At 35.6% G+C, this 22,073-nt stretch carries 22 protein-coding genes; 7 read left to right on the top strand and 15 right to left on the bottom strand.

Annotation, left to right across the window (positions count from 1 at the left end; translation table 11 throughout):
• Positions 1–411 precede the first annotated feature (411 nt).
• The 3 genes from BMX24_RS02285 to BMX24_RS02275 are packed head-to-tail and all read left to right on the top strand — an operon-like array spanning position 412 to position 2,425.
• Entirely contained in the window at positions 412–1,587 is a 1,176-nt protein-coding gene (locus tag BMX24_RS02285) for a thioredoxin family protein (protein ID WP_089790462.1), read from the top strand.
• 3 nt (positions 1,588–1,590) lie between these two features.
• Positions 1,591–2,214 carry a DUF3575 domain-containing protein gene (locus BMX24_RS02280; protein ID WP_089790461.1) on the top strand — a complete coding sequence of 208 codons (624 nt, stop codon included), beginning with the start codon at positions 1,591–1,593 and terminating at the stop codon, positions 2,212–2,214.
• Between the two features lie 4 nt (positions 2,215–2,218).
• On the top strand, positions 2,219–2,425 hold the full coding sequence (locus BMX24_RS02275) for a hypothetical protein (protein WP_089790460.1): 207 nt from the start codon (positions 2,219–2,221) through the stop codon (positions 2,423–2,425).
• 101 nt (positions 2,426–2,526) lie between these two features.
• Here the strand turns inward: BMX24_RS02275 and BMX24_RS02270 are convergent, their stop codons facing one another.
• A complete protein-coding gene (locus BMX24_RS02270) occupies positions 2,527–3,723 on the bottom strand; it encodes an exo-beta-N-acetylmuramidase NamZ family protein (RefSeq protein WP_089792694.1) in 1,197 nt (398 codons plus the stop codon).
• 4 nt (positions 3,724–3,727) lie between these two features.
• Between BMX24_RS02270 and BMX24_RS02265 the strand changes: the two genes are divergently transcribed.
• Complete coding sequence (locus BMX24_RS02265) at positions 3,728–4,957, top strand: ABC transporter permease (protein ID WP_089790459.1); 1,230 nt, start codon at positions 3,728–3,730, stop codon at positions 4,955–4,957.
• A gap of 448 nt (positions 4,958–5,405) precedes the next feature.
• A complete protein-coding gene (locus BMX24_RS02260) occupies positions 5,406–6,389 on the top strand; it encodes a PLP-dependent cysteine synthase family protein (protein ID WP_089790458.1) in 984 nt (327 codons plus the stop codon).
• A 51-nt stretch (positions 6,390–6,440) separates the two neighbouring features.
• Here the strand turns inward: BMX24_RS02260 and BMX24_RS02255 are convergent, their stop codons facing one another.
• The 3 genes from BMX24_RS02255 to BMX24_RS02245 form a co-directional block, all read right to left on the bottom strand.
• On the bottom strand, positions 6,441–6,968 hold the full coding sequence (locus BMX24_RS02255) for a YcxB family protein (protein WP_089790457.1): 528 nt from the start codon (positions 6,966–6,968) through the stop codon (positions 6,441–6,443).
• Between the two features lie 99 nt (positions 6,969–7,067).
• Complete coding sequence (locus BMX24_RS02250) at positions 7,068–7,370, bottom strand: chaperone modulator CbpM (RefSeq protein WP_089790456.1); 303 nt, start codon at positions 7,368–7,370, stop codon at positions 7,068–7,070.
• A 3-nt stretch (positions 7,371–7,373) separates the two neighbouring features.
• A complete protein-coding gene (locus BMX24_RS02245; RefSeq protein ID WP_089790455.1) occupies positions 7,374–8,288 on the bottom strand; it encodes a DnaJ C-terminal domain-containing protein in 915 nt (304 codons plus the stop codon).
• A gap of 94 nt (positions 8,289–8,382) precedes the next feature.
• Here BMX24_RS02245 and BMX24_RS02240 point away from each other — a divergent pair, with 94 nt between their 5' ends.
• Positions 8,383–9,582: a dicarboxylate/amino acid:cation symporter gene (locus BMX24_RS02240; RefSeq protein ID WP_089790454.1), complete on the top strand. Its 1,200-nt coding sequence runs from the start codon at positions 8,383–8,385 to the stop codon at positions 9,580–9,582.
• Between the two features lie 131 nt (positions 9,583–9,713).
• On the opposite strand, the gene BMX24_RS02235 is transcribed toward BMX24_RS02240, so the two are convergent.
• The 7 genes from BMX24_RS02235 to BMX24_RS02205 all read right to left on the bottom strand — a co-directional run bounded on the left by BMX24_RS02235 (position 9,714) and on the right by BMX24_RS02205 (position 16,653).
• Complete coding sequence (locus tag BMX24_RS02235) at positions 9,714–11,042, bottom strand: hydroxymethylglutaryl-CoA synthase family protein (protein ID WP_089790453.1); 1,329 nt, start codon at positions 11,040–11,042, stop codon at positions 9,714–9,716.
• 253 nt (positions 11,043–11,295) lie between these two features.
• On the bottom strand, positions 11,296–13,809 hold the full coding sequence (locus BMX24_RS02230; RefSeq protein WP_089790452.1) for a M1 family aminopeptidase: 2,514 nt from the start codon (positions 13,807–13,809) through the stop codon (positions 11,296–11,298).
• Positions 13,809–14,039 (bottom strand): hypothetical protein, encoded by a 231-nt coding sequence (locus BMX24_RS02225; protein WP_089790451.1) that lies wholly within the window; start codon positions 14,037–14,039, stop codon positions 13,809–13,811. The genes BMX24_RS02230 and BMX24_RS02225 overlap by 1 nt, the downstream gene beginning before the upstream one ends.
• Positions 14,040–14,445: 406 nt before the next feature.
• The gene (locus BMX24_RS02220; protein ID WP_089790450.1) at positions 14,446–14,655 is read right to left on the bottom strand and encodes a hypothetical protein; all 210 of its coding nucleotides are present in this window, start codon (positions 14,653–14,655) and stop codon (positions 14,446–14,448) included.
• A gap of 44 nt (positions 14,656–14,699) precedes the next feature.
• Positions 14,700–15,494 carry a thymidylate synthase gene (locus BMX24_RS02215; protein ID WP_089790449.1) on the bottom strand — a complete coding sequence of 265 codons (795 nt, stop codon included), beginning with the start codon at positions 15,492–15,494 and terminating at the stop codon, positions 14,700–14,702.
• A 54-nt stretch (positions 15,495–15,548) separates the two neighbouring features.
• Positions 15,549–16,142, bottom strand: coding sequence for a hypothetical protein (locus tag BMX24_RS02210; RefSeq protein ID WP_089790448.1), 594 nt, complete (start codon positions 16,140–16,142; stop codon positions 15,549–15,551).
• Between the two features lie 70 nt (positions 16,143–16,212).
• Complete coding sequence (locus BMX24_RS02205) at positions 16,213–16,653, bottom strand: hypothetical protein (RefSeq protein ID WP_089792692.1); 441 nt, start codon at positions 16,651–16,653, stop codon at positions 16,213–16,215.
• Positions 16,654–17,021: 368 nt separating this feature from the next.
• Between BMX24_RS02205 and BMX24_RS02200 the strand changes: the two genes are divergently transcribed.
• Positions 17,022–17,951, top strand: a complete 930-nt coding sequence (locus BMX24_RS02200) for a hypothetical protein (RefSeq protein WP_089790447.1) — start codon at positions 17,022–17,024, stop codon at positions 17,949–17,951.
• 92 nt (positions 17,952–18,043) lie between these two features.
• Here the strand turns inward: BMX24_RS02200 and BMX24_RS02195 are convergent, their stop codons facing one another.
• From BMX24_RS02195 to BMX24_RS02180, 4 genes are all read right to left on the bottom strand, one after another.
• Complete coding sequence (locus tag BMX24_RS02195; protein WP_089790446.1) at positions 18,044–19,393, bottom strand: alpha-amylase family glycosyl hydrolase; 1,350 nt, start codon at positions 19,391–19,393, stop codon at positions 18,044–18,046.
• A gap of 184 nt (positions 19,394–19,577) precedes the next feature.
• Positions 19,578–20,171: an IS1096 element passenger TnpR family protein gene (locus tag BMX24_RS02190; protein ID WP_089790445.1), complete on the bottom strand. Its 594-nt coding sequence runs from the start codon at positions 20,169–20,171 to the stop codon at positions 19,578–19,580.
• Between the two features lie 132 nt (positions 20,172–20,303).
• Positions 20,304–21,335 (bottom strand): sensor histidine kinase, encoded by a 1,032-nt coding sequence (locus BMX24_RS02185; protein ID WP_089790444.1) that lies wholly within the window; start codon positions 21,333–21,335, stop codon positions 20,304–20,306.
• A 53-nt stretch (positions 21,336–21,388) separates the two neighbouring features.
• A complete protein-coding gene (locus BMX24_RS02180; protein WP_089790443.1) occupies positions 21,389–22,066 on the bottom strand; it encodes a response regulator transcription factor in 678 nt (225 codons plus the stop codon).
• Positions 22,067–22,073 lie beyond the last annotated feature (7 nt).

The following is a 22,073-nucleotide window of genomic DNA, read 5'->3' as shown; positions in this document are numbered from 1 at the left end:
AATTTATGAATAGCATTTATAAATAAAATGACACAATTTATTAACATTAATGAAATAAAAATGAAAAAGAAAATAACACAACAGCCTGATTATATTACAATTACAAAAAACACTTTGTTTAGAAAAAAAATTTAGCCTTAATAAAAAGTATATGATAATTTCATGATTATGTAACAGAAACCTGAAAAATATAACGTCTTTAAACAGAAATTAATGAGCATTATATAAAGTAAAACGAGTTGGTTCTTGATTATCGTTGTCAATTAAATAAAAAAATAAGAACTAATACATACGCGTTTTTCATAATGTTAAATCTTAGTTAAACTCATCAGAACAAGTCTTAAATTCAGTAATAATCATCAATCATTTACGTTAAAATAAGTATCTTCGCTTTTTAATTTTTACCGCCAAATGAAGAAATTTATCTCTGGATTATTTATAATAAGTTCTGTCGTTGCCTTTGCTCAGGAAGCCATTCAGTTTCAAGATTTGCCTTTCAAAGACCTTGTTGCCAAAGCGAAAAAAGAAAATAAAATCCTGTTCATCGATGCCTATACCTCTTGGTGCGGACCGTGCAAGATGATGGAAAAGAACACTTTCACTAAAAAATCCGTCGGAGATTATTACAATGCTAATTTTGTAAATGCAAGATTCGATATGGAAAAGGGCGAAGGAAGGGATATTGCCGCGAAATATGGAGTACGCTCCTATCCTACTTATCTATTTTTAAATGGCGATGGGGAAATTGTTTCTCAAAACTATGGTTATATGGAAGAAGGTCTTTTCCTTTCGATGGCACAGGATATTAATTCTCCAAACAATAAGAAAGGCTCATTAAGAGACCGTTTTGCCAATGGCGAAAAAGATCCGGAATTTTTGATCAATATCATGAAATTAAATTCTGCATCCGATTTTGATTTTGCAAAAAAAGCTTCAGAAAGATATTTCGAAAACAAGAAAAAAGCGGAAGAATTCTCAAAAGATGAAGTTGGATTTCTACTATTTTTCCTGAAATCAGCTGATGATAAAAATTATAAAGAATTTACAGACAGAAAAGCGGAAATTATTAAGTTTTTACCGGAAGAAACCTATAAAGAATTTGACAATCAGATAAAATTATCAAAAGTTGTTGAGCAGTCTATCGATCAAAAGAATAAAAGAATCAACGACGATTATTTCATGAAAACTGCCGAACCTTTGGTAGGAAAACATGATGCAGAAGTGAAGCTTAATCAAACAAAATTAAGCTATTACGAACAAAACGCCAATTTTCCGGAATATGAGAAAGCGGCTTTGGCTTATTACAAAAACTCAGAATCATTTGAGCCTAATGAATTGCTAAAAGCGGCATGGGTATTTTCCGAACACGTAAAAACTCCCACCTCTCTGAAAAAGGCTGCAGAATGGGCAGAAAAATCGGTAATGCGAGGTGAAACTTCCGAAAACACTTATATTTTGGCAAAACTTTATTTCTTAACCGGAAACAAAGATATGGCAAAAACTTACGCAGAAATGTCGAGAAATATGGCAACCCAGGCACAGAAAGATGCAACTTTGGCCGAAGAGTTATTAAAACAGATAAAATAACACATGTCGAAAATTAAATTTATTACAGGATTCCTTACCTTATTTTTATTGGGAAATTTAAAAGCTCAGGAGCAATCTGAAACGAGTGTTTATTTAAAAGGAAATGCCTTGTTTGCTACAATCGGTGTTTTAAATGTAGGCGTAGAACATCAGTTAAGCAAAAAGTATACTTTACAGGGTGATATTTTCATTTCTCCATGGAAGTCTTTTGCGGGACATGAATTTCAATATTATTCAGCTTCTGTGGAAGGAAGATATTATTTTGATGAAGCCTTTAAACATTGGTATCTTGGAGCCAATATTGCTGCATCAGCTTTTACTTTACAGAAGTGGAGCTATTGGAGTGATGGAGAATTCATTAATGAGCATAACGGAGATCTTCTGGTCTATTCTAATCTTTACCAGAAAGGATATTCTTTAATATTAGGAGTTACAGCAGGGTATCAGTTCAACATTTCAGACCGGTGGAATATTGATATCTACGGTACAGTAGGAACTTCCCAGGATTTCTACAAAGGATATGACCGTACAACAGGAAAGCGTTATGATCCAGCAACAGGATTCAACAAAAGCGGCGAAGTTCTCCCATACAGAGGCGGTGTAATGATCTCTTATAAATTAAAATAATTCAATGAAACTATTCGGAAGAAACCATATTATCATTTCTGTCATTACTTTTGTCATTCTTTTTCTGATGAACTATGTCGGAAATGATCAACCTGATAAAATCGAAAGAGCTCTTATGACTTCTATTGCAGGAGTTATCGGATTGTCAATTGGTCTTTTTATCTTGAATAAAGGAAAGAATGACAAAACTCCACCACAGAATTTTGACTGATAGAAAGGGTGAATTGTGAATCTAACTTCGTTAGTGAATTGTGAATTTTTCCAGTTAATAATTCACAAGCGAAGCAAATTCACTATTGACCATTCACTTTTTCAATTTTCATAAACGACATATTTCGATCTGATCTTCTCAAATTTATTCAAATCCGGTTTCCAGGATGCTTTGATCTCGGCGATTGATTTTCCGGCAATAATTTGTTTTCTTAATTCATCGGTTCCGGCTAAAGTATCAAACCAAAGATTCTTCAGGAAGAAATCTAGCTGCGGATTTTTATAATTTTTATACGCCTGAATAACCCATTCTAAATTGATCTCTCTCAAATCATTTGGATAATTTGAAAGATTTTCGCCATAACACAGTTTTCCGTTTAAAAATGGATCTTTCGCTCCGAAATTAGGTTTTGGAGTAAACTGATAAGGCAAATTCGGTGTCCATGGTGAACCATAGATCTGGAAAGGCAAATCTGTTCCTCTTCCTACTGAAACCTGTGTTCCTTCAAAAAAGCATAAACTTGGATATAGATTGATCGATTTATCATTCGGTAAATTCGGAGAAGGCTTATCTAAAATTGGATAGCGCAATTTTTTATGATAATTTTTCATGGGAATTAACGTATACTTTGCCTGAACACTATTTTTTAACCATTTTTCCCCGTTTACCATTTTTCCGTATTCACCAATGGTTAAGCCATAGACAACAGGAACTTCGTGCATTCCTACAAAACTTGACCATTTCTGTCTTAAAACCGGTCCATCTATATAGCCATCGTGCGGATTGGGACGGTCTAACACCATCACTTCCACATTATTTTCTGCGCCGGCTTCCATTAAATACGTCAAAGTAGAAATATAGGTATAGAATCTCACCCCAACATCCTGAATATCAAAAACAACGACATCAATTCCTTTGAGCTGTTCAGGTTTTGGTTTTTTATTATTTCCGTATAAAGAAACAATGGGAATTCTGGTTTTTACGTCTACTCCGTTTTTCACTTTTTCCCCAGCATCCGCATCACCGCGGAAACCGTGTTCAGGAGCAAAAATTGATTTTATTTTGATTCCGTTTTTTACTAAAAAATCAACGACGTGGGTTCTGTCGCTCATCAATCCGGTCTGATTGGTCACAACACCTACTGTTTTTCCTTTTAATAAAGGTAAATACAGCTCAGGTTGATCTGCACCGGTTTTAAAATTGGCTTTATCTTGAGTTTGAGAATAATATTGGTTGAATACTCCCAAAAAAATTAGGCAAATAAGAACTAAATTTTTAATTTTGAAATCTAAATTCATAGGTTTGAAATTTCCTTTATATTTCTCTAGAAAAATAGCGTTTTCCAAAGATAACAAAAATAACCTTTCGAGGGTTATCATCTTCATCGGCAGACTTTCTGTAGCGTTGGGAATTATTGTTTCTTTAATTACCGTTTCCACCGGATTCGGCTCTAAAAAAGCGATCAAAGAGAGATTGGCAGATTTCAGCGGACATATTACGGTAAAATCTACGAGGTCAAATTCTTCATACAACACTTCGGTTCTTGATAATCAGGGACTAAACATCAAAAAAATACAGGAACTTCCGGATGTAGAAACGGTTCAGAAATATGCGATGGTTACAGGAATCATGCGTAATGAGCATAATTTTGCAGGAATTATTTTCAAAGGTGTCGGAAAAGATTTTGACAGTCTGAGATTTAAAAAATTCCTGATAGCCGGTACCACGCCGAAAGTGACGGAAGTAGGCTACAACAATGGGGTGACCATTTCGCAAAAAATAGCGAATGACCTTCATTTAAAGGTAAAAGACAGCATTGTGACCGTTTTTTCCAAAACAGATCAGCAACCGATTTACAGGAAGTTTGAAGTGGTCGGAATTTATAAAACCGATATCAAAATGATTGATGACCAATTCGTAATCGGAGGAATCAATCATGTAAGGAAAATTCAGGATATGAAGCCTGATGAAGTGGGCGGAATCGATATTTTCCTGAAAAATGTCAACGATATCGACAGAGATTTCCCAGAAATTGAAAAACTGATCGGCTACAAAAACTACGCAGAGAAAGCAACTGAAAAATATCCGCAAATCACAGACTGGATCAGCATTTTTGACACCAATATTGCATTGATTATCATCATCATGTTAATCGTTGTAGTTATCAATATTATCATGGTTCTTCTGATTTTGATTATTGAAAGAACAAATTCTATCGGTCTTCTTAAAACATTGGGCGCGAGTAACTCCCAGATCAGAGCGACTTTCATTAATTATACCCTGATCATCATGATTCCGGGATTGTTGTATGGAAATGCGATTGGTCTTGGATTGATTTTAATTCAGAAGTTTTTTGGAGTTATTAAATTGAATCCGGAAAATTATTATGTAAGCACCGTTCCGGTGGATCTCAATCCGATTGCGATCATCTCTATTTCTATAGGAATTTTGATTATTTCTGCATTAGCTTTGATTATTCCGAGTTATCTGATCAGTAAGATTTCTCCGGTGAAGGCGATTAAGTATAATTAAAACTTTAATCTATAAATGTCATTGCGAAACGAAGGTGAAGCAATCTCTTCTAATCTTTATCTATATCTTACTATTAACCATTAAGTTTTATTAAGTATTTAAGAATATTTAAGTATCACTCTTTTTTTAGTTGAGATTGCTTCGTCACTACGTTCCTCGCAATGACAAAGAGTGCGTATAACGACTGCTACCCTAGCCCTGATTGCAACGGCATCCTTTTTGGGTGCGGTCGGAGCAAAGCGGAGACCGTACCCAAAAAGATATAGTGGAAAGCAGGAATAAGCTCCTAAAAAATTTTGAGTAAATAATAGTACCTTCAAAAAATTCACAAGCGAAGCAAATTGACAAAGAAATTAATTCACCATTCACTTTCTAGCCCTTCTTTAACTCAACCGTAATCTAAAATATAATTTAAAGCTGTATCTTTGCACTGCTTTAAAAAACATTTATGAAATACGCAAACAACATCCTTGAAACGATCGGGAATACTCCATTGGTAAAGCTTAATAAAGTTTTGGGTGAGGATTTTCCTGCATTGGTTTTGGCCAAGGTTGAAACCTTCAATCCGGGGAACTCTGTGAAAGACAGAATGGCCCTGAAGATGATTGAAGACGCTGAAAAAGATGGAAGATTGAAACCAGGAGGAACCATCATCGAAGGAACTTCCGGAAATACAGGGATGGGATTGGCTCTTGCAGCAATTATTAAAGGTTACAAATGTATTTTCGTGACCAACTCGAAACAGTCAAAAGAAAAATGCGATATTCTTCGTGCCGTTGGAGCTGAAGTGATCGTTTGTCCGACAGATGTGAAGCCTACAGATCCTCGTTCTTATTATTCAGTTTCCAAAAGACTGGCTAAAGAAACGGAAAACGGATGGTATGTAAATCAATACGATAATTTATCAAACAGAGCGGCTCACTATGAGTCTACTGCCCCTGAAATCTGGGAACAAACGGAAGGAAAACTTACTCATTTCGTGGTTGGAGCCGGGACAGGCGGTACGATTACAGGTTGCGGAAAATTTTTCAAAGAGAAAAACCCGGATATTAAAGTAATCGGTGTTGATACTTACGGTTCGATCTTAAAAGAGATTCACGAAACGGGAGAAATTCATTTGGAAAATGCTTACACCTATATCACAGAAGGTATTGGTGAAGATATTCTTCCTGAAAACTATGATATGTCGGTGATCGATCATTTTGAGAAAGTTACGGATAAAGACGGAGCTGTTTACGCAAGAAAACTGGCAAAAGAAGAAGGAATTTTCTGCGGATATTCTGCGGGAAGCGCAATTGCTTCTTTGGTGCAGATGAAGGATCAGTTCACAAAAGATGATGTGATTGTTGTTTTACTTCACGATCACGGTTCAAGATACGTTGGGAAGATCTACAACGATGACTGGATGAAAGAAATGGGTTGGCTGGATTAATCAGCTTTCAATATAAAAACAAAAATCAGAGTAAAATTTACTCTGATTTTTTTATTCTTTAATATTTTTCTTTAAGGTTTGTTTTAATAAACTATAATCCTTTTCATTCATTGATTTTTTGGGAAACATATAATTGTGTTTTCCTTCCAGTGCAATATATTTTTCGGTGCTGTCGAAATATTCGAAGTCTTTCCATTCGCTGGTTTCTTTTTCTCCGTCGATATTCACCGTGAAAAAATTTTGATCGAATCTTATCTCATAAATATTGCAGTTTTCAAGCTTGTTTAAATAAGAATTAACCTGTTTTTTCCATCTTGAAACTTTATTAATGCTTACCGAAAGAAATACAGCACAAAGCAAAAACAGAAAACTTACAAAGTACAAAATCCCAAATTTTTCTTTAGTAAAATCATCTTTAAATAAAAAGAGAATCAATAAAATCAGTCCGACAACAATGGTCGTAATCGTTTTTCCTCTCGTTGTCGATGAAAAAAACAGACTTCCCTGGTTTTCACTAAAATATATTTCCTCAAAATCGTTTTTTCTAGGTTTTAAAACAATAATCTTTTCTTCATTCATAATTATTAATTTCTCTTACAAAGATAGGTTTTTCATTGTACCATCAATAAACCCCATCAACAAACAACCATCAACTAGAAACAAGCAACCAACAACAAACTACCCCTCTTCATATTTATCACTGATCGCCGACAGCTTATTCATCAGTTCGCGGTTTTTTTGTTTTAAATCTTCCATTTTTTTCAGCATATCATCGATGACTTCTAAACCCGGAAGATTGATTTCCAAATCATAATGCCAATTTGCAAACCTTTCAAATGAAGGCAAATCCTCATACATCAGATAACGGATTTCATTTTCCGTCTCGATATGCAGCAATCCGGAATCTACCAGTTCATCAAAAAAAGTGACTTCAATATTGTATATTTTTACGAGTTCTTCTCGCGATATTCTTTCACTCATGGCTTAGGAATTTTTAAGTTGTTCAAAAAGTTCTTTCTGGTGATCCGTAAGATTGGTCGGCAATTTTACCTCGTAGGTCACAAACAAATCTCCGAATTGCCCCTCTTTTTTGTATACAGGGAACCCTTTTCCTTTCAGTCTTACCGTCATCCCGTTTTGAGTTTCGGGTTTTACTTTAAGGTTTACGCTTCCGCCCAAAGTATTCACTTTCACATCTCCGCCTAAAACTGCGGTGTACAGATCGATCGCCACTTTTGTTTTTAAATCATCCCCGATTCTTTCAAAATTCGGATCTGCCGGAATATTGAAAGTAATGTATAAATCTCCATTCGGACCGCCGTTGAAACCGGGATTTCCGTGACCTTTCAACTTAATCTGCTGTCCGTCGTAAACCCCTGCAGGAATCGTGATTCTTACTTTTTTACCATTAATTTCAAAAGTTTGAGGATGTGTCGTTGCCGCATCTTTTAAATTTAAATTCAGTTCCGCATGCACATCCTGCCCCTTAAATTTTCCTGAAGCACTTCCCCTTGAACTCCTGCTAAAGCCACCTCCTGCCCCGCCAAACATACTCTGAAAAAAGTCTGAAAAATCTTCACCTTCCCCAAAATCAGCTCCGGAAAATCCGCCTCCGAAATTTCCTCCTTGATATTGACTTTGCTGCTGTTGCTGGGCCTTTTCATACTCCTCGCCGTGTTTCCAGTGTTCTCCGTATTTGTCGTACTTGGCACGGTTTTCAGGATTGCTGAGAACTTCATTGGCCTCATTAAGCTCCTTGAATTTTTTTTCAGCTTCTTTGTCATCGGGATTAAGATCTGGATGTAACTTTCTCGCCAGTTTTCGATAAGCTTTTTTAATGTCATCCTGTGTTGCGTTTTTGTCTACGCCTAAAATTTTATAGTAATCTATATAAGCCATAGAAACGATATTTACTCAAATTTATGAATTTTATGCATGAAATTAATATAACGGAATGTTAAAAATAAAGCTATCTTTGATCAAAAAGCACCACATGAAAGAGGTCTTAAAGAACTACTCCGGAATTTTACTTTTACTGTTGGGAATCTCCGTTGGAAGCATCATCGGAATTGTAGCTCCGCAAATTGTTGATTACATCAAACCTTTAGGAGACATTTTCCTGAATTTGCTTTTCGTAAGCGTTGTTCCGTTGGTATTTTTTGCCGTTTCCAATTCTATTGCGTCATTAGAACAGCAATCGAAATTTGGAAAAATCATGATGACGATGGCTTTTACTTTTTTGTTTTTTATTTTAACGGCAGCTGTTTTCACGATCTGTGCAGTGTATCTGTTTCCTGTTTCGGGAGTTTCTGGAAGTTCGGAAATCGTTGAAGAAGCAGCTAACAACGACAGTTGGGGAAACAGAATTGTGAGTTTCTTCACAGTGGGGGAATTTACCCAGCTTTTCTCAAGACAAAATATGCTGGCTTTACTTATTTTTGCTTTCATGACCGGATTTGCAGCCAGAAAAGCTGGCGAAAAAGGGCAGCCTTTCAGACAATTTATTGCTTCGGGATATGAAGTGATGAAGGAATTGCTTTTATTAATTATGAAGATCGCCCCAATCGGTCTGGGAGCTTATTTTGCCTATCAGGTGGCCACTCTGGGACCTCAGCTTTTCGGATTTTATGCTAAACCTTTGGGATTGTATTATATCGCCGGAATTGTTTATTTTCTTGTGTTCTTTTCTCTGTATGCTTTTCTTGCAAAAGGTCAAAACGGAGTAAAAAGTTTTTGGACAAACGCCATTTACCCTACCTTAACCGCATTGAGCACCTGCAGCAGTTTTGCCACTATGCCTGCGAATTTACTGGCAGCTTCAAAAATCGGTGTTCCCAGTCAGATTGCGAATATTGTAATCCCAATTGGGACAACTTTGCATAAAAATGGCTCGTCGATGTCTTCAATTATTAAGATTTACGTGGCGTTTTTAATTATAGGAAGAGATTTTTTTGATCCGATGAATTTACTTTTAGCATTAGGAATTACCGTTTTTGTGAGTATCGTTGCGGGCGGAATCCCCAATGGTGGCTATATCGGTGAAATGCTGATGATTTCCGTTTACAAATTACCTCAGGAAGCGATCCCGGCTGTTATGATTATTGGAACTCTGGTAGATCCGTTGGCAACTGTTTTAAATGCAGTGGGACAACTTGTGGCTTCGATGTTTGTGAGTAGGTTTGTAAGGGTTTGATTTTGTTTAAACACAAATGACACGAATATTTTCATGAATTAACACGACATTTAAACCTTATAAATATAATTCCAAAAGTTAAGCAATTTGACTTTTGGAATTATATTTTGGGCTAAAATTTATAATGTGTATTATTTTTGATAATCATAATACCTCGCTCCTTTCAAAACCGGGCTTTCTAATTCAACAGATGTCAATCCGAAACCTTTATAATTTTGATTAACAGATTCTTCCAACTGTTTTCTGTGAAGTTTTTCATACGTTTCAAAATCTATGGCGGTTCGGTTTTTTAAATCTTCAAATAAATTCCATTTTGCAACGACATTTTTCCAGTTTTGGGAAACTTTTCCTGCAAAAACTTTTGATTTGGAACCACTTCCGTAGCCTAAAAATCCGATTTCTTCGCCTGCTAATTCTTCATTTTCATTAAAAGAAGTTTGCAAAGCAGACAACAAAGCCATGAAGATCGAAGCCGTGTACATATTTCCGATTTCTGATGAGGCTCTTTGCGTTTTCTCAATTTTATCATTGATAAACTGGACATACTCCTCAGATTTTGCAACCGTTTTTTGCTCTTCTGGTGTTTCGTAGGAAAGTCCGTTTTCTAAGCTGTAAATTTCCGTGAAAACTCTTTTCCCGTGAAAAGCATAAGGAAGATGAAAAATAAGATACTTCCAACTCTCGTAAGGTTTATTTTTTCCTGTAATTTCTTTATAATGATTATACGCCTCCCTGATTCTGTCCTGATAACATTGATTAGAATATTGTCCATCAAAAACAGGTTCGTCTGTAAAGATTTCTATTGTATTGGGGTAATTTTCAGGGGAGTTGGATAAGTCTTCTTTTTTAAAATGACGTCTCGGCTTAAAAAAATCGAAAACACTTTCTGTAGCGATACCCCAATCATTTTCAATCTCAATCAGATCCGGATTTGAAGAAACCAGCACCGCAACCGCACCACCTCCCTGCGTGTATTCGCCGGAAGAGACCAACTCATATTTTGCATAATCGCTGGCGATGACAACTGCTTTTTTGTCAGGATTTGCTCTTACGAAATCCAAAGAATTGTGAAGAGCATCCACCGCTCCGATACAGGCGAAAGTCATGTCAACGACATCGCAATTTTTGAAACATCTCGCTCCGAATTCCGGTTCCAATACTTTTTCAACCATCTGCATGGCATAAGAAGCGGTAGGCTTTGCTGCATCCAAAGCACTTTCGGTTCCCAGATAGATTCTCGATATTTCTTTTGGATTGATATTGTAATCTTTAATTAATTTTAGCAAAGCTTCAGCTGCAAAGGTAGCCGCATCTTCATGCACATCAGGAAATCCCATTTTATGTAAGCCCAAACCTTTTTCCAGTTTGGCCGGTTCAATTCCTCTTTTTTCCGCTAAGTCTTTAATTTCCAAATACAACGAAGGTGCATAATAGCTTGCCGCCTCAATTCCAAAAGTCATAATAGTTCAATTTTAATACGAATTTAAAAAATGTAAACGTTTAATCATATATGATTTTTGATAAATTTTAAAAAATAATTGTGAAAATAATTAACCACAATAAGAGTAAAGATTTAAAATATCTAAATTTTAAACGGTTGTAAAGGTTTTTGTTTCACAATTTGTCCTTCAGATGAAGGAAGAATCTACTTGATTCATTACAACAAAAAAAAGCACCTCTTTTCAGAAGTGCTTTCATTTATTTAATCTTAAATTATTTAAAATCTTCGATCGCTTTATTCATGGCGTCAATCTGTTTGTTGATGCTGGCCGCGTTTTGTGGATTCTGTTTCAGAAGTTCCATTTTCTTCGCAAGACCGTCTTTCAACATTTGAGAGATCATCATTTTTACCTGAGGATTGTCTCCCATCTGTCCTTTTGCCTGACCCAAAATTTTTGTAATGCTTTCTGTAGCCTTTACGTTATCTGAAGTCATGATCCAATTGTATCCTTCTTCCGCCGCTTTGCCCAATTCCGGATTTTGGAATTTGATGAACGGATAAAATGCTGCCAATTGAGCAATATTTGACATCTGAGAAGTCACTTTATTTTTAACGATAATCGGTAATAATTTGCTCAATAAATTTTCAGGAGCGCCTTCCAGATCAATTTTATCTGCTAAAGTACTGGCTCTCGAAGGATCAATCTCAATAATTGCACCTACGGAATTTCCTTTTACGGAATTGGAAACTGCATTCAGTCCTTTTTCGAAAATTGGCATATACTTTTTATCTTTAGTTTTTGCCAACGCTGAAATTGCTGCTGCCTGAACCAAAGTTTTCGGGTCATTGGCTGCCAGTTTTTCAACATCTGAACCTAATGCTTTCAATTGTTCTGCATTTGACAAATCCATTAATTGTAAAGCCTTAATTCTAGTTCTGAAAAAAGGATCTTTAATGGCTGCTGCCAATAATTTTGTTGCCGTAGGATTTTTTCCCACCTGATCTTTAATTCCGTTCAGAGCGTTGTATTTGCTTTTAAATTCCTTAGAACCTGTGAACTGCATCAAATACTGTTCAGGAGTTTTTGTGTCTGTAATATCCGCCAATAACACACCATCTGCATTGATATTCACCAAATCTGCATTTTTAGAAACATCAAAATTGAAGGTATTTTTTGCCTGTGCATTTACCCAGACATTATATCTTTTTGGTTTCCCATTGTCATAAACGTCGATGGCCAAAGGAAACTGGAACGGCTGTTCCTGAGTCTGCTCGATAACAACAGCGATTTGTTTTTTTACAGGTTCAAAAGTATAGGAATAATTAATTTTCGGATTTCCGCTTCCGAAATACCACTGATTGAAGAACCAGTTTAGATCCTTTCCTGAAACTTTTTCGAAAGACAATCTCAGCTGATGTGCTTCTGCGTTCTGATATTCATTGGTTTTCAAATAATCCTGCATTCCGGCAAAAAAGGCCTCATCACCCAGATAATTTCTCAGCATATGAAGAATTCCCCCACCTTTCTGATAAGTCACCAAATCAAAAACATCTTCACGGGAATCATAATCGAATCTTACCAAATCTTTCTTGAAATCCGCCGGATTATGAATGTACATATTCACATCCTGCATTTGATGATAATCTGCCTGGTCTTTTCCGTATTTGTATTCGTTCCAAAGATATTCTGAGTAGTTGGCGAAAGACTCGTTTACCGTAAGATTGCTCCAGCTTTCTGCCGTCACCAAATCTCCAAACCAATGGTGGAATAATTCGTGAGCGATGGTATCTTCCCAGGTATTTTCGTCGATCAGCTGTCCCGGTTTTTGTAAAATATCGCTTCCATGCAGGGTTGCCGTTGTATTTTCCATGGCTCCACTTACATAATCTCTTCCGGAAATCTGTGCATATTTTGCCCAAGGATAGTCGTAACCCATTTTTTTAGAGAAAAACTCCATCATTTCCGGAGTGTTTCCGTAGATCTGTTTTGCGTAAGGTTCGTATTCTTTTTCGATATAATAATCTACCGGAATATTTCTCCATTTGTCTTTCACGATTGCGTATTCGCCCACACCCATGAAGAAAAGATAGGTTGCATGTCTTTTATCCATCACCCAATGATCTGTTCTCAACCCATTGGATTCTTTCTGGGAATCTTTTAAAATACCGTTTGAAAGCGTAACATACTTATCAGGAACCGTCATATAAATTTCCTGAGTTGTCTTCTGGTTGGGTTTATCAATGGTCGGGAACCATGCAGAAGAAGATTCTGTCTCTCCCTGCGTCCAGATCTGCGTCGGCTTATCGGGATCTTTTCCCTGAGCATTAATGAAATACAAGCCTTTTGCATCATTAATAGCTGCACTTCCCTGCTGTTTCACCTCGTTCGGACGGGAAGTATATTTGATATAAACCGTATAATCCTGATTTTTCTGATACGTTTTATCTAAAGTAATTTTTAAGACATCATCCTTATAATCATACTTTAAAGGAGATTTTTTACCATTATTATCCAAAGCTACTTCATGAATCAACATACCTTTTGCATCAAGAGTCAGCTCGTTGGTAGCATAGAAAAAAGGAGCGGCAGTCAGCCATTCTTCCCCGTTCATCTGTTCTTTCTGATAGTCGAAATTTACTTTAAGCTTGGTATGTTTAAGTTCCGTTACCTTCGTGTGAGTGGCTCTGTATACCTTTTCTCTACCCGAAGTATCGGTTTGTGCTGCTACATTTACGGAGAAAAAAATACCTCCCAAAAGAGCAATCGATAAAATGGCCTTTTTCATTATTTTTTAGAATTATTTTTTGTTAAAATGTCGAAAATATCATTGACAACTGTTTCATAATCGCCTTTTTTAAACTGTTCTTTCGTTTTATTGAAAGCTTTTTTCAGTTCACTTTCGGGATTTTCTTCGTCGATAATGTCTACGGAATCTACACCTTTCATCTGAAGGATTGCGTTTTTCAATGCTTCAAGATCGGTAGTTTCCTGGGTATTTATTTTTAAATATTTCATTTTTTGTTCAATAGGTTGGAAAATTACGGTGAATGTTACAAAAAAAGTGAAGTTTTAGGCTTCACTTTTTAGTTTGTTTTTTCGTTAAGAATATTTTTTAATTTTATTGGATCTTGTTTGCAATGCCAGAATAATTTAATAACGATTTCATCTGTCTTGATTTCATACATCAACTTAATTTGCTTCTTTCCAATAGACATGTATTTTATTTGGAAATTTTTTCAAAGATGGATGTTTTACAATATTATCAACTATTGTCTGTCTGAATTTTTTAATGTCATTCTCTAAAACAGTAATTTCTTTTGCAGTCCATCTAGCTCTTAGAAAATCTATAATTTCGTCCAGTGATATTCTAGCAGTCTCAAATTGTTATTTTCATTTTTTGCCAAATATCTCATTTAATAAATCATCTGTCAGCTCCTGAGTTCTCCATTTTTATAATCATTCTCACTTGCTTCATTACTTTTGCAAAATATTCTGAATTCTCTATTTCGTCCCAAGAATATGTTTTATCATTTTCAGAAACTTCAATATTAGTGATACCTTTTATTTGTGATAAAAGTTTCTTGATAAAAGGAATATCTGCATATTCGTCTAAGCTGATTTTAATTTCCATAATTTCTGAATTTATATCAAGGTTAATGAATTTATTACTAAAAATTAAATCGCTACCGGCGCTTTAATTCCCGGATGCGGATCATAATTTTCCAGTGTAAAATCTTCAAAATCAAAACCGAAAATATCTTTAATTTCAGGATTCAGCTTCATCGTAGGAAGTGGTCTAGGATCTCTTGAAAGCTGTCTCTGAACCTGCTCAAAATGATTGTTATAAATATGAACATCTCCAAAACTGTGAACATAATCTCCAACCTCAAGATCGCAGACCTGCGCAACCATCATCAATAACAAGGCATAACTTGCAATATTGAAAGGAACTCCCAGGAAAACATCTGCACTTCTCTGATACAATTGAAGTGATAATTTTCCATCCGCCACATAAAACTGGAATAATGCGTGACAAGGCGCTAAAGCCATATTCGGGATTTCGGCAACGTTCCAGGCAGAAACGATCAGTCTTCGGGAGTCGGGATTTTTTTTGATCTGGTCGATCACCTCTGTAATCTGGTCGACAACTTTCCCATCGGCTCCGTTCCAGCTTCTCCACTGCGCTCCGTAAACAGGACCTAAATCTCCGTTTTCATCCGCCCATTCGTCCCAGATCGAGACTCCGTTGTCTTTCAGATACTTGATATTGGTATCTCCTTTTAGAAACCAAAGCAATTCATAAATAATAGATTTCAAATGCACTTTTTTGGTAGTCACCAAAGGAAAACCTTTCGACAAATCATATCTCAGCTGATAGCCGAAAACACTTCTGGTTCCCGTTCCTGTTCTGTCGGTTTTGTCTGTTCCGTTGTCTAAAATATGCTGTAAAAGGTCTAAGTAATTTTGCATTTTAAAATTGGGTTTTATGATATCTTTCGGGAGCCGAAACTAAAAAAAGATAAATTAATATGGCAAGTTTAATACATCATAATAATTATGCGAAAATACAAAATTCTCTTGATCGCCAAATAATTCCAACACCTCTTTTTTTCTAACGGCTGAAATGTTATTAGATAAAATCGCTCTATATGATGACCATTTGTAATATTCAACTTTTGACACTAACCCATGTTTTACAGGATTGTTATGAATGTACAAAATTGCCTGTCTTAAATATTTTTCATCTGTAATTCTCTTTCTTTCAAATGGTTTTTCGAATAAACTACCTGTTCTGCAATATTGTTTATTGACTGCTTGTGTGTAAGCATTAAAAAAATGTGAGAATTGCCTTGAAGGATCAATTGATTTTGGTTTATTTATCGTTGAAAATACAAAATCATCATAAGAAATTTTATTTTCTTCTTTTAATCTAATCAAAAAATGGAAATGATTTTTTAATAAGCAATAAGCATAAATTTCACCAATAGGAACAATATATTTATTTAACAGTTGTAAAAAGTAATGATAATTTCTTTCTTCGAAAAAAATCATTTCACTATTATTTCCTCTGTTATAGATATGATAAAAATGACCTGATTCTAAGGTTTCTATTTTCATTTGTGTGTTTTTAAGGCAACCCTTTCAGAGTTTGAAACTCTGAAAGGGTTTACAAATATAGCCTTTATTTTTACCAGATTTCCTCTATGGTTTGATTTACATTATTAATAGAAAAATTTTGCCCCGATTGTAATCCCATCATTGCTTTTACTAAAGGTGATTCTACCGAAACCGTCATGATTTTTTGATTGTCAACGACAATTTCCCCGATGGAAGCCGCTATATAAAACAATCCTTTATTTGTTTTCACTAAAGCTCCGTTCTGCACTTTTGAAGATGTTTCGGAAGTGATTTTCTGAAGGATGGACTGTTGATTCAACGTTTCGTTCAATTGCCTTTGAAGATTGTTGATTTCCTGCTGAAGCATCTCACGGCCGGTTTCATATTTATCTCCCATCGAACTTTTCGTATCGTTATTTGAAGCTCTGGTTTCGGCGATAAGATGTTCAAAACTTTGAATTTTTTCCGTGATTTTATTTCTTATAATCTCTAATATTTTCGATTTATCCATAGACAAAAGACTTTCATTTAACATCAACTTTCAAATGTATTAAATATTTTTAATCTTATTTAAAGGCAGAATAACAATATAACATAATATTTAAATCTTAAAAATAAATCAACACTAATGGAATTAAATTAATATAAATTTCCCATCATTAAAGATAAAATTGACAGTCATATTTTAAACAGCAATAAAAATGAAAATAAACATTTAACATAATTATTTATTTAAAGTAATAATTTTTATGAATAACTCTAATATTTACACTTAAATATTAATAAATTAACACAAAACATTTACATTTTTTATCAATAATAAAATTTAAAAACTGGAATAATTCATATATTTGCCGTTCAATTTTTATAAAAAAAACAATGACAAAAAAATTATTCATGATTGCTTCTATGGCAATTTTCTCAACTGCATATTCACAGGTTGGGATTAACATAGAATCTCCTCACGTTTCATCAGCACTAGATGTAACATCTGATACAAAAGGATTTTTAGTTCCCAGACTTACTACTGCGGCCATTACTTCTCTTTCCGGTACAGCAAGCGAAGGTCTGATTGTGTATGACAAACAACAAAAAACTTTCCTGGGATGGAATGGCACAAAATGGGTCAATCTAGGTTTTGAAGGCTCTTCAGGGGGAAATTTGCAGACGGGGGTTATCTTCACACAGGGATTTGAAACCAGTGACTCCGTAAATTATACCACATCAGGATTTTCACCTTCAAGCTTCAATTTCACTTCCGGTTCTTCCACTGCTTCCGATGCTCCGGGATCCTCAGCTTTATTTTCTGAAGGAACGCGTGGATACGGATACAGCACCTCAAATACCAGTGCGACAGTTTCTTATCTGGAATTCAATACAGTAGATGCTTCTTCTTATACGAATAATATTACGTTCAGTTTTGATGTAGCTGCTTTTTCTGTGGGAAGTACTACCAACGGTATGGAAAATACGGATGTTGTCACTATCGACATCAGTACAGATGGCGGTGCCAATTACAATACAAAACTTACCCTTACCGGAGGCAATTCTTCTACTGCCACGAATGTAAGATGGGCGTTTACGGGTTCCGGTACAGGGACAAACAGCTATTCTTCATCGGGTATCACTGTAACTTCTTCTAATACCAACACCGGATCGGGAGTTACACTTACAGGGGCACAGGCGATTACAAAACTGTCGGTGACGGGAATTCCCAATTCCAGCCAGCTAAAAATAAGAGTGGGTGTGAGAGACAATGCAGCTACGGAGCTTTGGGTAATAGATAATGTAAAATTACAGGCTTTTTAAATTTTATTTTTTAAATAAAAAGAGACCATTTCAAAGTTTGAAATGGTCTCTTTAATTTATAATTTCAGCCATGATTTCAATGGCCGGGAATTTCATTTTTCGAAAACCGCATAATCGGAAACTTTGAAATTGAAATCTTTTCCTTCATCAAAATTCCTTTTTGTTTTATCAAATACATTAATGAAAGCTCCGGATACATGTTCATCTTCAATCTTGAAATTGACTGGTTCTTTTGACATATTTAACACTACCAAAACCTCATCTTTCCCATTTTTTCGAATATAAGCTAAAATTTTATCGTTGGCCGTCGTGTTTAAAAGATAAGTTGTGACATTAGCATCACCGCCTCTTAATGCAGGATTTGATGATTTTAAATTTAATAATGTCTTATAAAAATCTGCCATCTGGTAAGTATTTGTCCATTTGATGACATCTTTTTCGAAGAATTCCAGTCGTTTCATATTGGGGAGTTCCTGTCCGGAATATAGTAACGGAACGCCATTCCATGTTGCGGAAAATACAGCCATTGGCTTGGTGATAACCCCATATTTTTCATATTCTGTTCCATTCCATGAGTTTTCATCGTGGTTTGTGGTAAACCAAGCTCTCATTGAGCTGTCTCCAATAGCGGAATATTTTATCAGTAAATCCTTTAACTCTTGAAGCGGCTCGTTATTTTTGTAATAATCTGCAGATTTGTGCATCCATTTCCATGAATAACTGGCATCGAAAACTTTTCCGTATTCCGGGCTTTCCAATTCATCAAATTCGCCCAACCAGAAAAGCGGTTTTATTTTTTCAACTTCCGGACGAGCCTGCTGCCAGAAATCTACTTCCACCCAAGAAGCCAGGTCACATCTGAATCCGTCAATATTGGTTTCTTTCACCCAATATTTCATCGCCTCGATCATGGCAAGGCGCATTTCCTGGTTTTTATAATCGAGCTCGATGATATCGTCCATTCCGGAAGCAATGTGGAATTTTCCGTCAGGATCTTTTAAATAAAATTCGGGATGCGTTTTTGTCCATACATGATCCCAACCGGTATGATTGGCTACCCAGTCGATAAGAACTTTAAATCCCAATCTGTGAGCTTCATTCACCATATGTTTGAAATCATCCAGAGTTCCGAATTCAGGATTGATAGAAGTGTAATCTGATGCTGCATACTGACTTCCCAGGCTTCCTTTTTTATTTTGCTGGGCAATCGGAGTAATTGGCATAAACCAAAGTGTTTTCACACCCATTGACTTCAGTCTCGGCATTTCTTTTTCGAATGCCTTGAAGGTTCCTTCCTGTGTATATTGTCTTAAATTAACTTCATAGATATTTGTGGTGTGTTTCCAGTCTTTAGGTAAATCTGTCATGTGTTTTATTCTATTTTGAGTGGTACAGGAAACAATTCCCAGACCAATTACAGCTAATAAAATTAATTTTTTCATTAAGCGATTTTTAACAAATGTAGGAAATGTGTTTTATAAAAGTGAAATGGCGGAGGGTGAATTTTTATATTATAGGTCTTCTCAAATCTTCAAGATTTTGAAAACCTTGAAGGTTTAGTTCAGATTTCCCCATAAAAAAGCCCCGAATTTTCATTCAGGGCTGTATATTTTTGATATCTGCTGATTATCTTTCATCCTCATTGTCATCTTCTTCATCGAAGATATCATCGTTGTAGTCTTCTTCTTCCTCATCATCGAAGCTGTCGTCTTCATCTACAAAGGTTGTGCTTTCTGCAAAGTCATCTTCAAAGTTGAAATCGTCGTCCATCAAAGGCATTGCCGATTTCTTTTTAGATCCTGAACCACCATTTTTGCTAGGCGCTTTCAAAGGAACGTTTCCAAATCTGTAAACTGTGATAGGATAATTTACCCCTTTCGTCTCGTCGATGATCTCAACAAGCTCACAGAAAAATTCCCAAAGGTCAAGAAGGCCATACTGGAACTGAGCTTTATCTCCTATATTTTCGAAAGCCTCATCAATGTACACATCCGACATAATTTCGCCATCACCATCGTCACTCATATCTTCCAATGGAACACTTTTTACTATCGTTCCATCGTCTTCAAGCAAATTAAAAGTAGAAAGCTCGTCTCCCTGCAAGCTGAATGCACTTTTAATTCCTAAATGTAAGTTCCATAGCGTCTGTTTTCCTTTAACTTCGATATCTCGGAAAATATCTTCTTTCGCATCTAATATTACGCGGATTTTGTAAACCATCAGTTTTTAAATTACTTTTTTTGCCTTTTTTATTATGATAAATCTCTGTTGCAAATATAAAATAAATGAGATGTGACAAAAAAATATTTCAGGATTTTTTAAAATATTTTTTTTTCATACATTCTGCAGAAATTATTTACTTTTTTCAAGCATAAAACTGAATTTCGTTCCTTCGAGATATACACTCTCTACCGTAATGTTTTCGTTGTGGGCCTCGAGAATGTGTTTTACAATGGCCAACCCAAGCCCGGAACCGCCTTCGCGTCTGCTTCGGCTGGTTTCCACACGATAGAATCTCTCGAAAATTCTTGGAAGGATTTCAGACTTGATTCCCATTCCGTTGTCTATGACTTCTATTAAAACCTTGTTTTTAAGAATACTTGTTTTTACCACTACTTTGGCTTCCTGTCTGTTGGCGTAGTGAATGGCATTGGAAATCAAATTAATAAAAACCTGAGAAATCTTCTGCTTATCGGCTTCAACAAAGATCTGCGGATGAAGGGTCTGAATCTGCAACGTAGTATTGTGTTTTTCGGCTTCAAGATCCAGAAGGTCGAAAATTTCTTTAATTAAAAGATTAACATCAAATCTGGAAACAGTAAGATTGATTTCGCCGGCTTCCAGCCTGTTGATCATATCTAAATCTGTAACGATAGCAATAAGCCTTTCTACCGATTTATCAATTCTTTCCAAATATTTATCCCGAATGGTCAAATTATCAACACCTCCGTCCCTCAACGTTTCAACGTAACCCTGAATGGAAAACAACGGGGTTTTAAGCTCATGAGAAACATTCCCGATGTATTCTTTACGGTAGCTTTCCATTTCTTTCATCATATCGAGCTCGGTGACTTTCTGCTGATTAAGGTCTGAGAATCTTTCTCCCAATTCTTTAATGGTAATATTTTGATCGTCGTCATGAACAATCTCCTGAGGAAGAAGCTGCGAAAGCCCGCGAACCTGCTTTTTACCATAATAATTAAACAGCAGTTCCAATACTATATAATTAACGATAAAAATAAAGACAAGACATAAGAAAAGCCCCAGTTTGAAGAATGGCGTTTTGTAATAAATATCCTTTAGTGAATCGAAAATGATTACTAAAAGAAACATCACCAATGTCAGAAGACAAGAGGCGACGAGTGTGAGTCTGTAAAATTTCAATTTTACAAAATTTTATTGGTTGATTGTAAAGGTAATAAAATTGAAATTGAGTATTAAACAATAAGTTTATACCCAATTCCTTTTAATGTCTGAATCGTATTGATTCCTAATTTTTCTCTTAATCTTCTGATATGGACATCGATGGTTCTTTCTCCCACGATCACGTCATTACCCCAAACTTTTTCCAGAATTTCTTCTCTTTTGAAGACTTTTTCTGTGTTTGAAGCCAATAGATACAGCAGATCAAATTCTTTTTTCGGAAGCAGAAACTGCTGCCCGTTTTTGGAAACCCTGAAGTTATCCTTATCAATCACAAGATCTCCGATTTCGATGAGTTTTGCATTATCAGAAACCTGAGAGGTTAATTGTAATAAGGCATTCACTTTAGAAATAAGGATTTTCGGTTTGATCAGCTTTACGATGTAGTCGTTTGCACCCGCCTGGAAACCGGCCAATTGAGAGAACTCTTCGCTTCTCGCGGAAAGGAAAACAATAAGAGTTTTCTGAAGTTCTTTAATTTTTCGAAGTTCCTGACAAGTTTCGATACCGTCTTTTTCCGGCATCATGACATCCAATAAGATAAGGTCTGGGATGATTTCTTTAGCTTTATCGATACCTTCGTTACCATTTGTGGCAGTGTAGATGTCGTAGCCTTCCTTTTCTAAGTTGTAAGACAGAATCTCTAAAATATCCAATTCATCGTCTATTAAGAGGATTTTCTTTTGGTTCATTTTTAAT

Origin of the sequence: Chryseobacterium wanjuense (assembly GCF_900111495.1) — a bacterium.
Lineage (GTDB): Bacteria > Bacteroidota > Bacteroidia > Flavobacteriales > Weeksellaceae > Chryseobacterium > Chryseobacterium wanjuense.
This window is presented reverse-complemented; position numbering and strand designations above follow the sequence as displayed.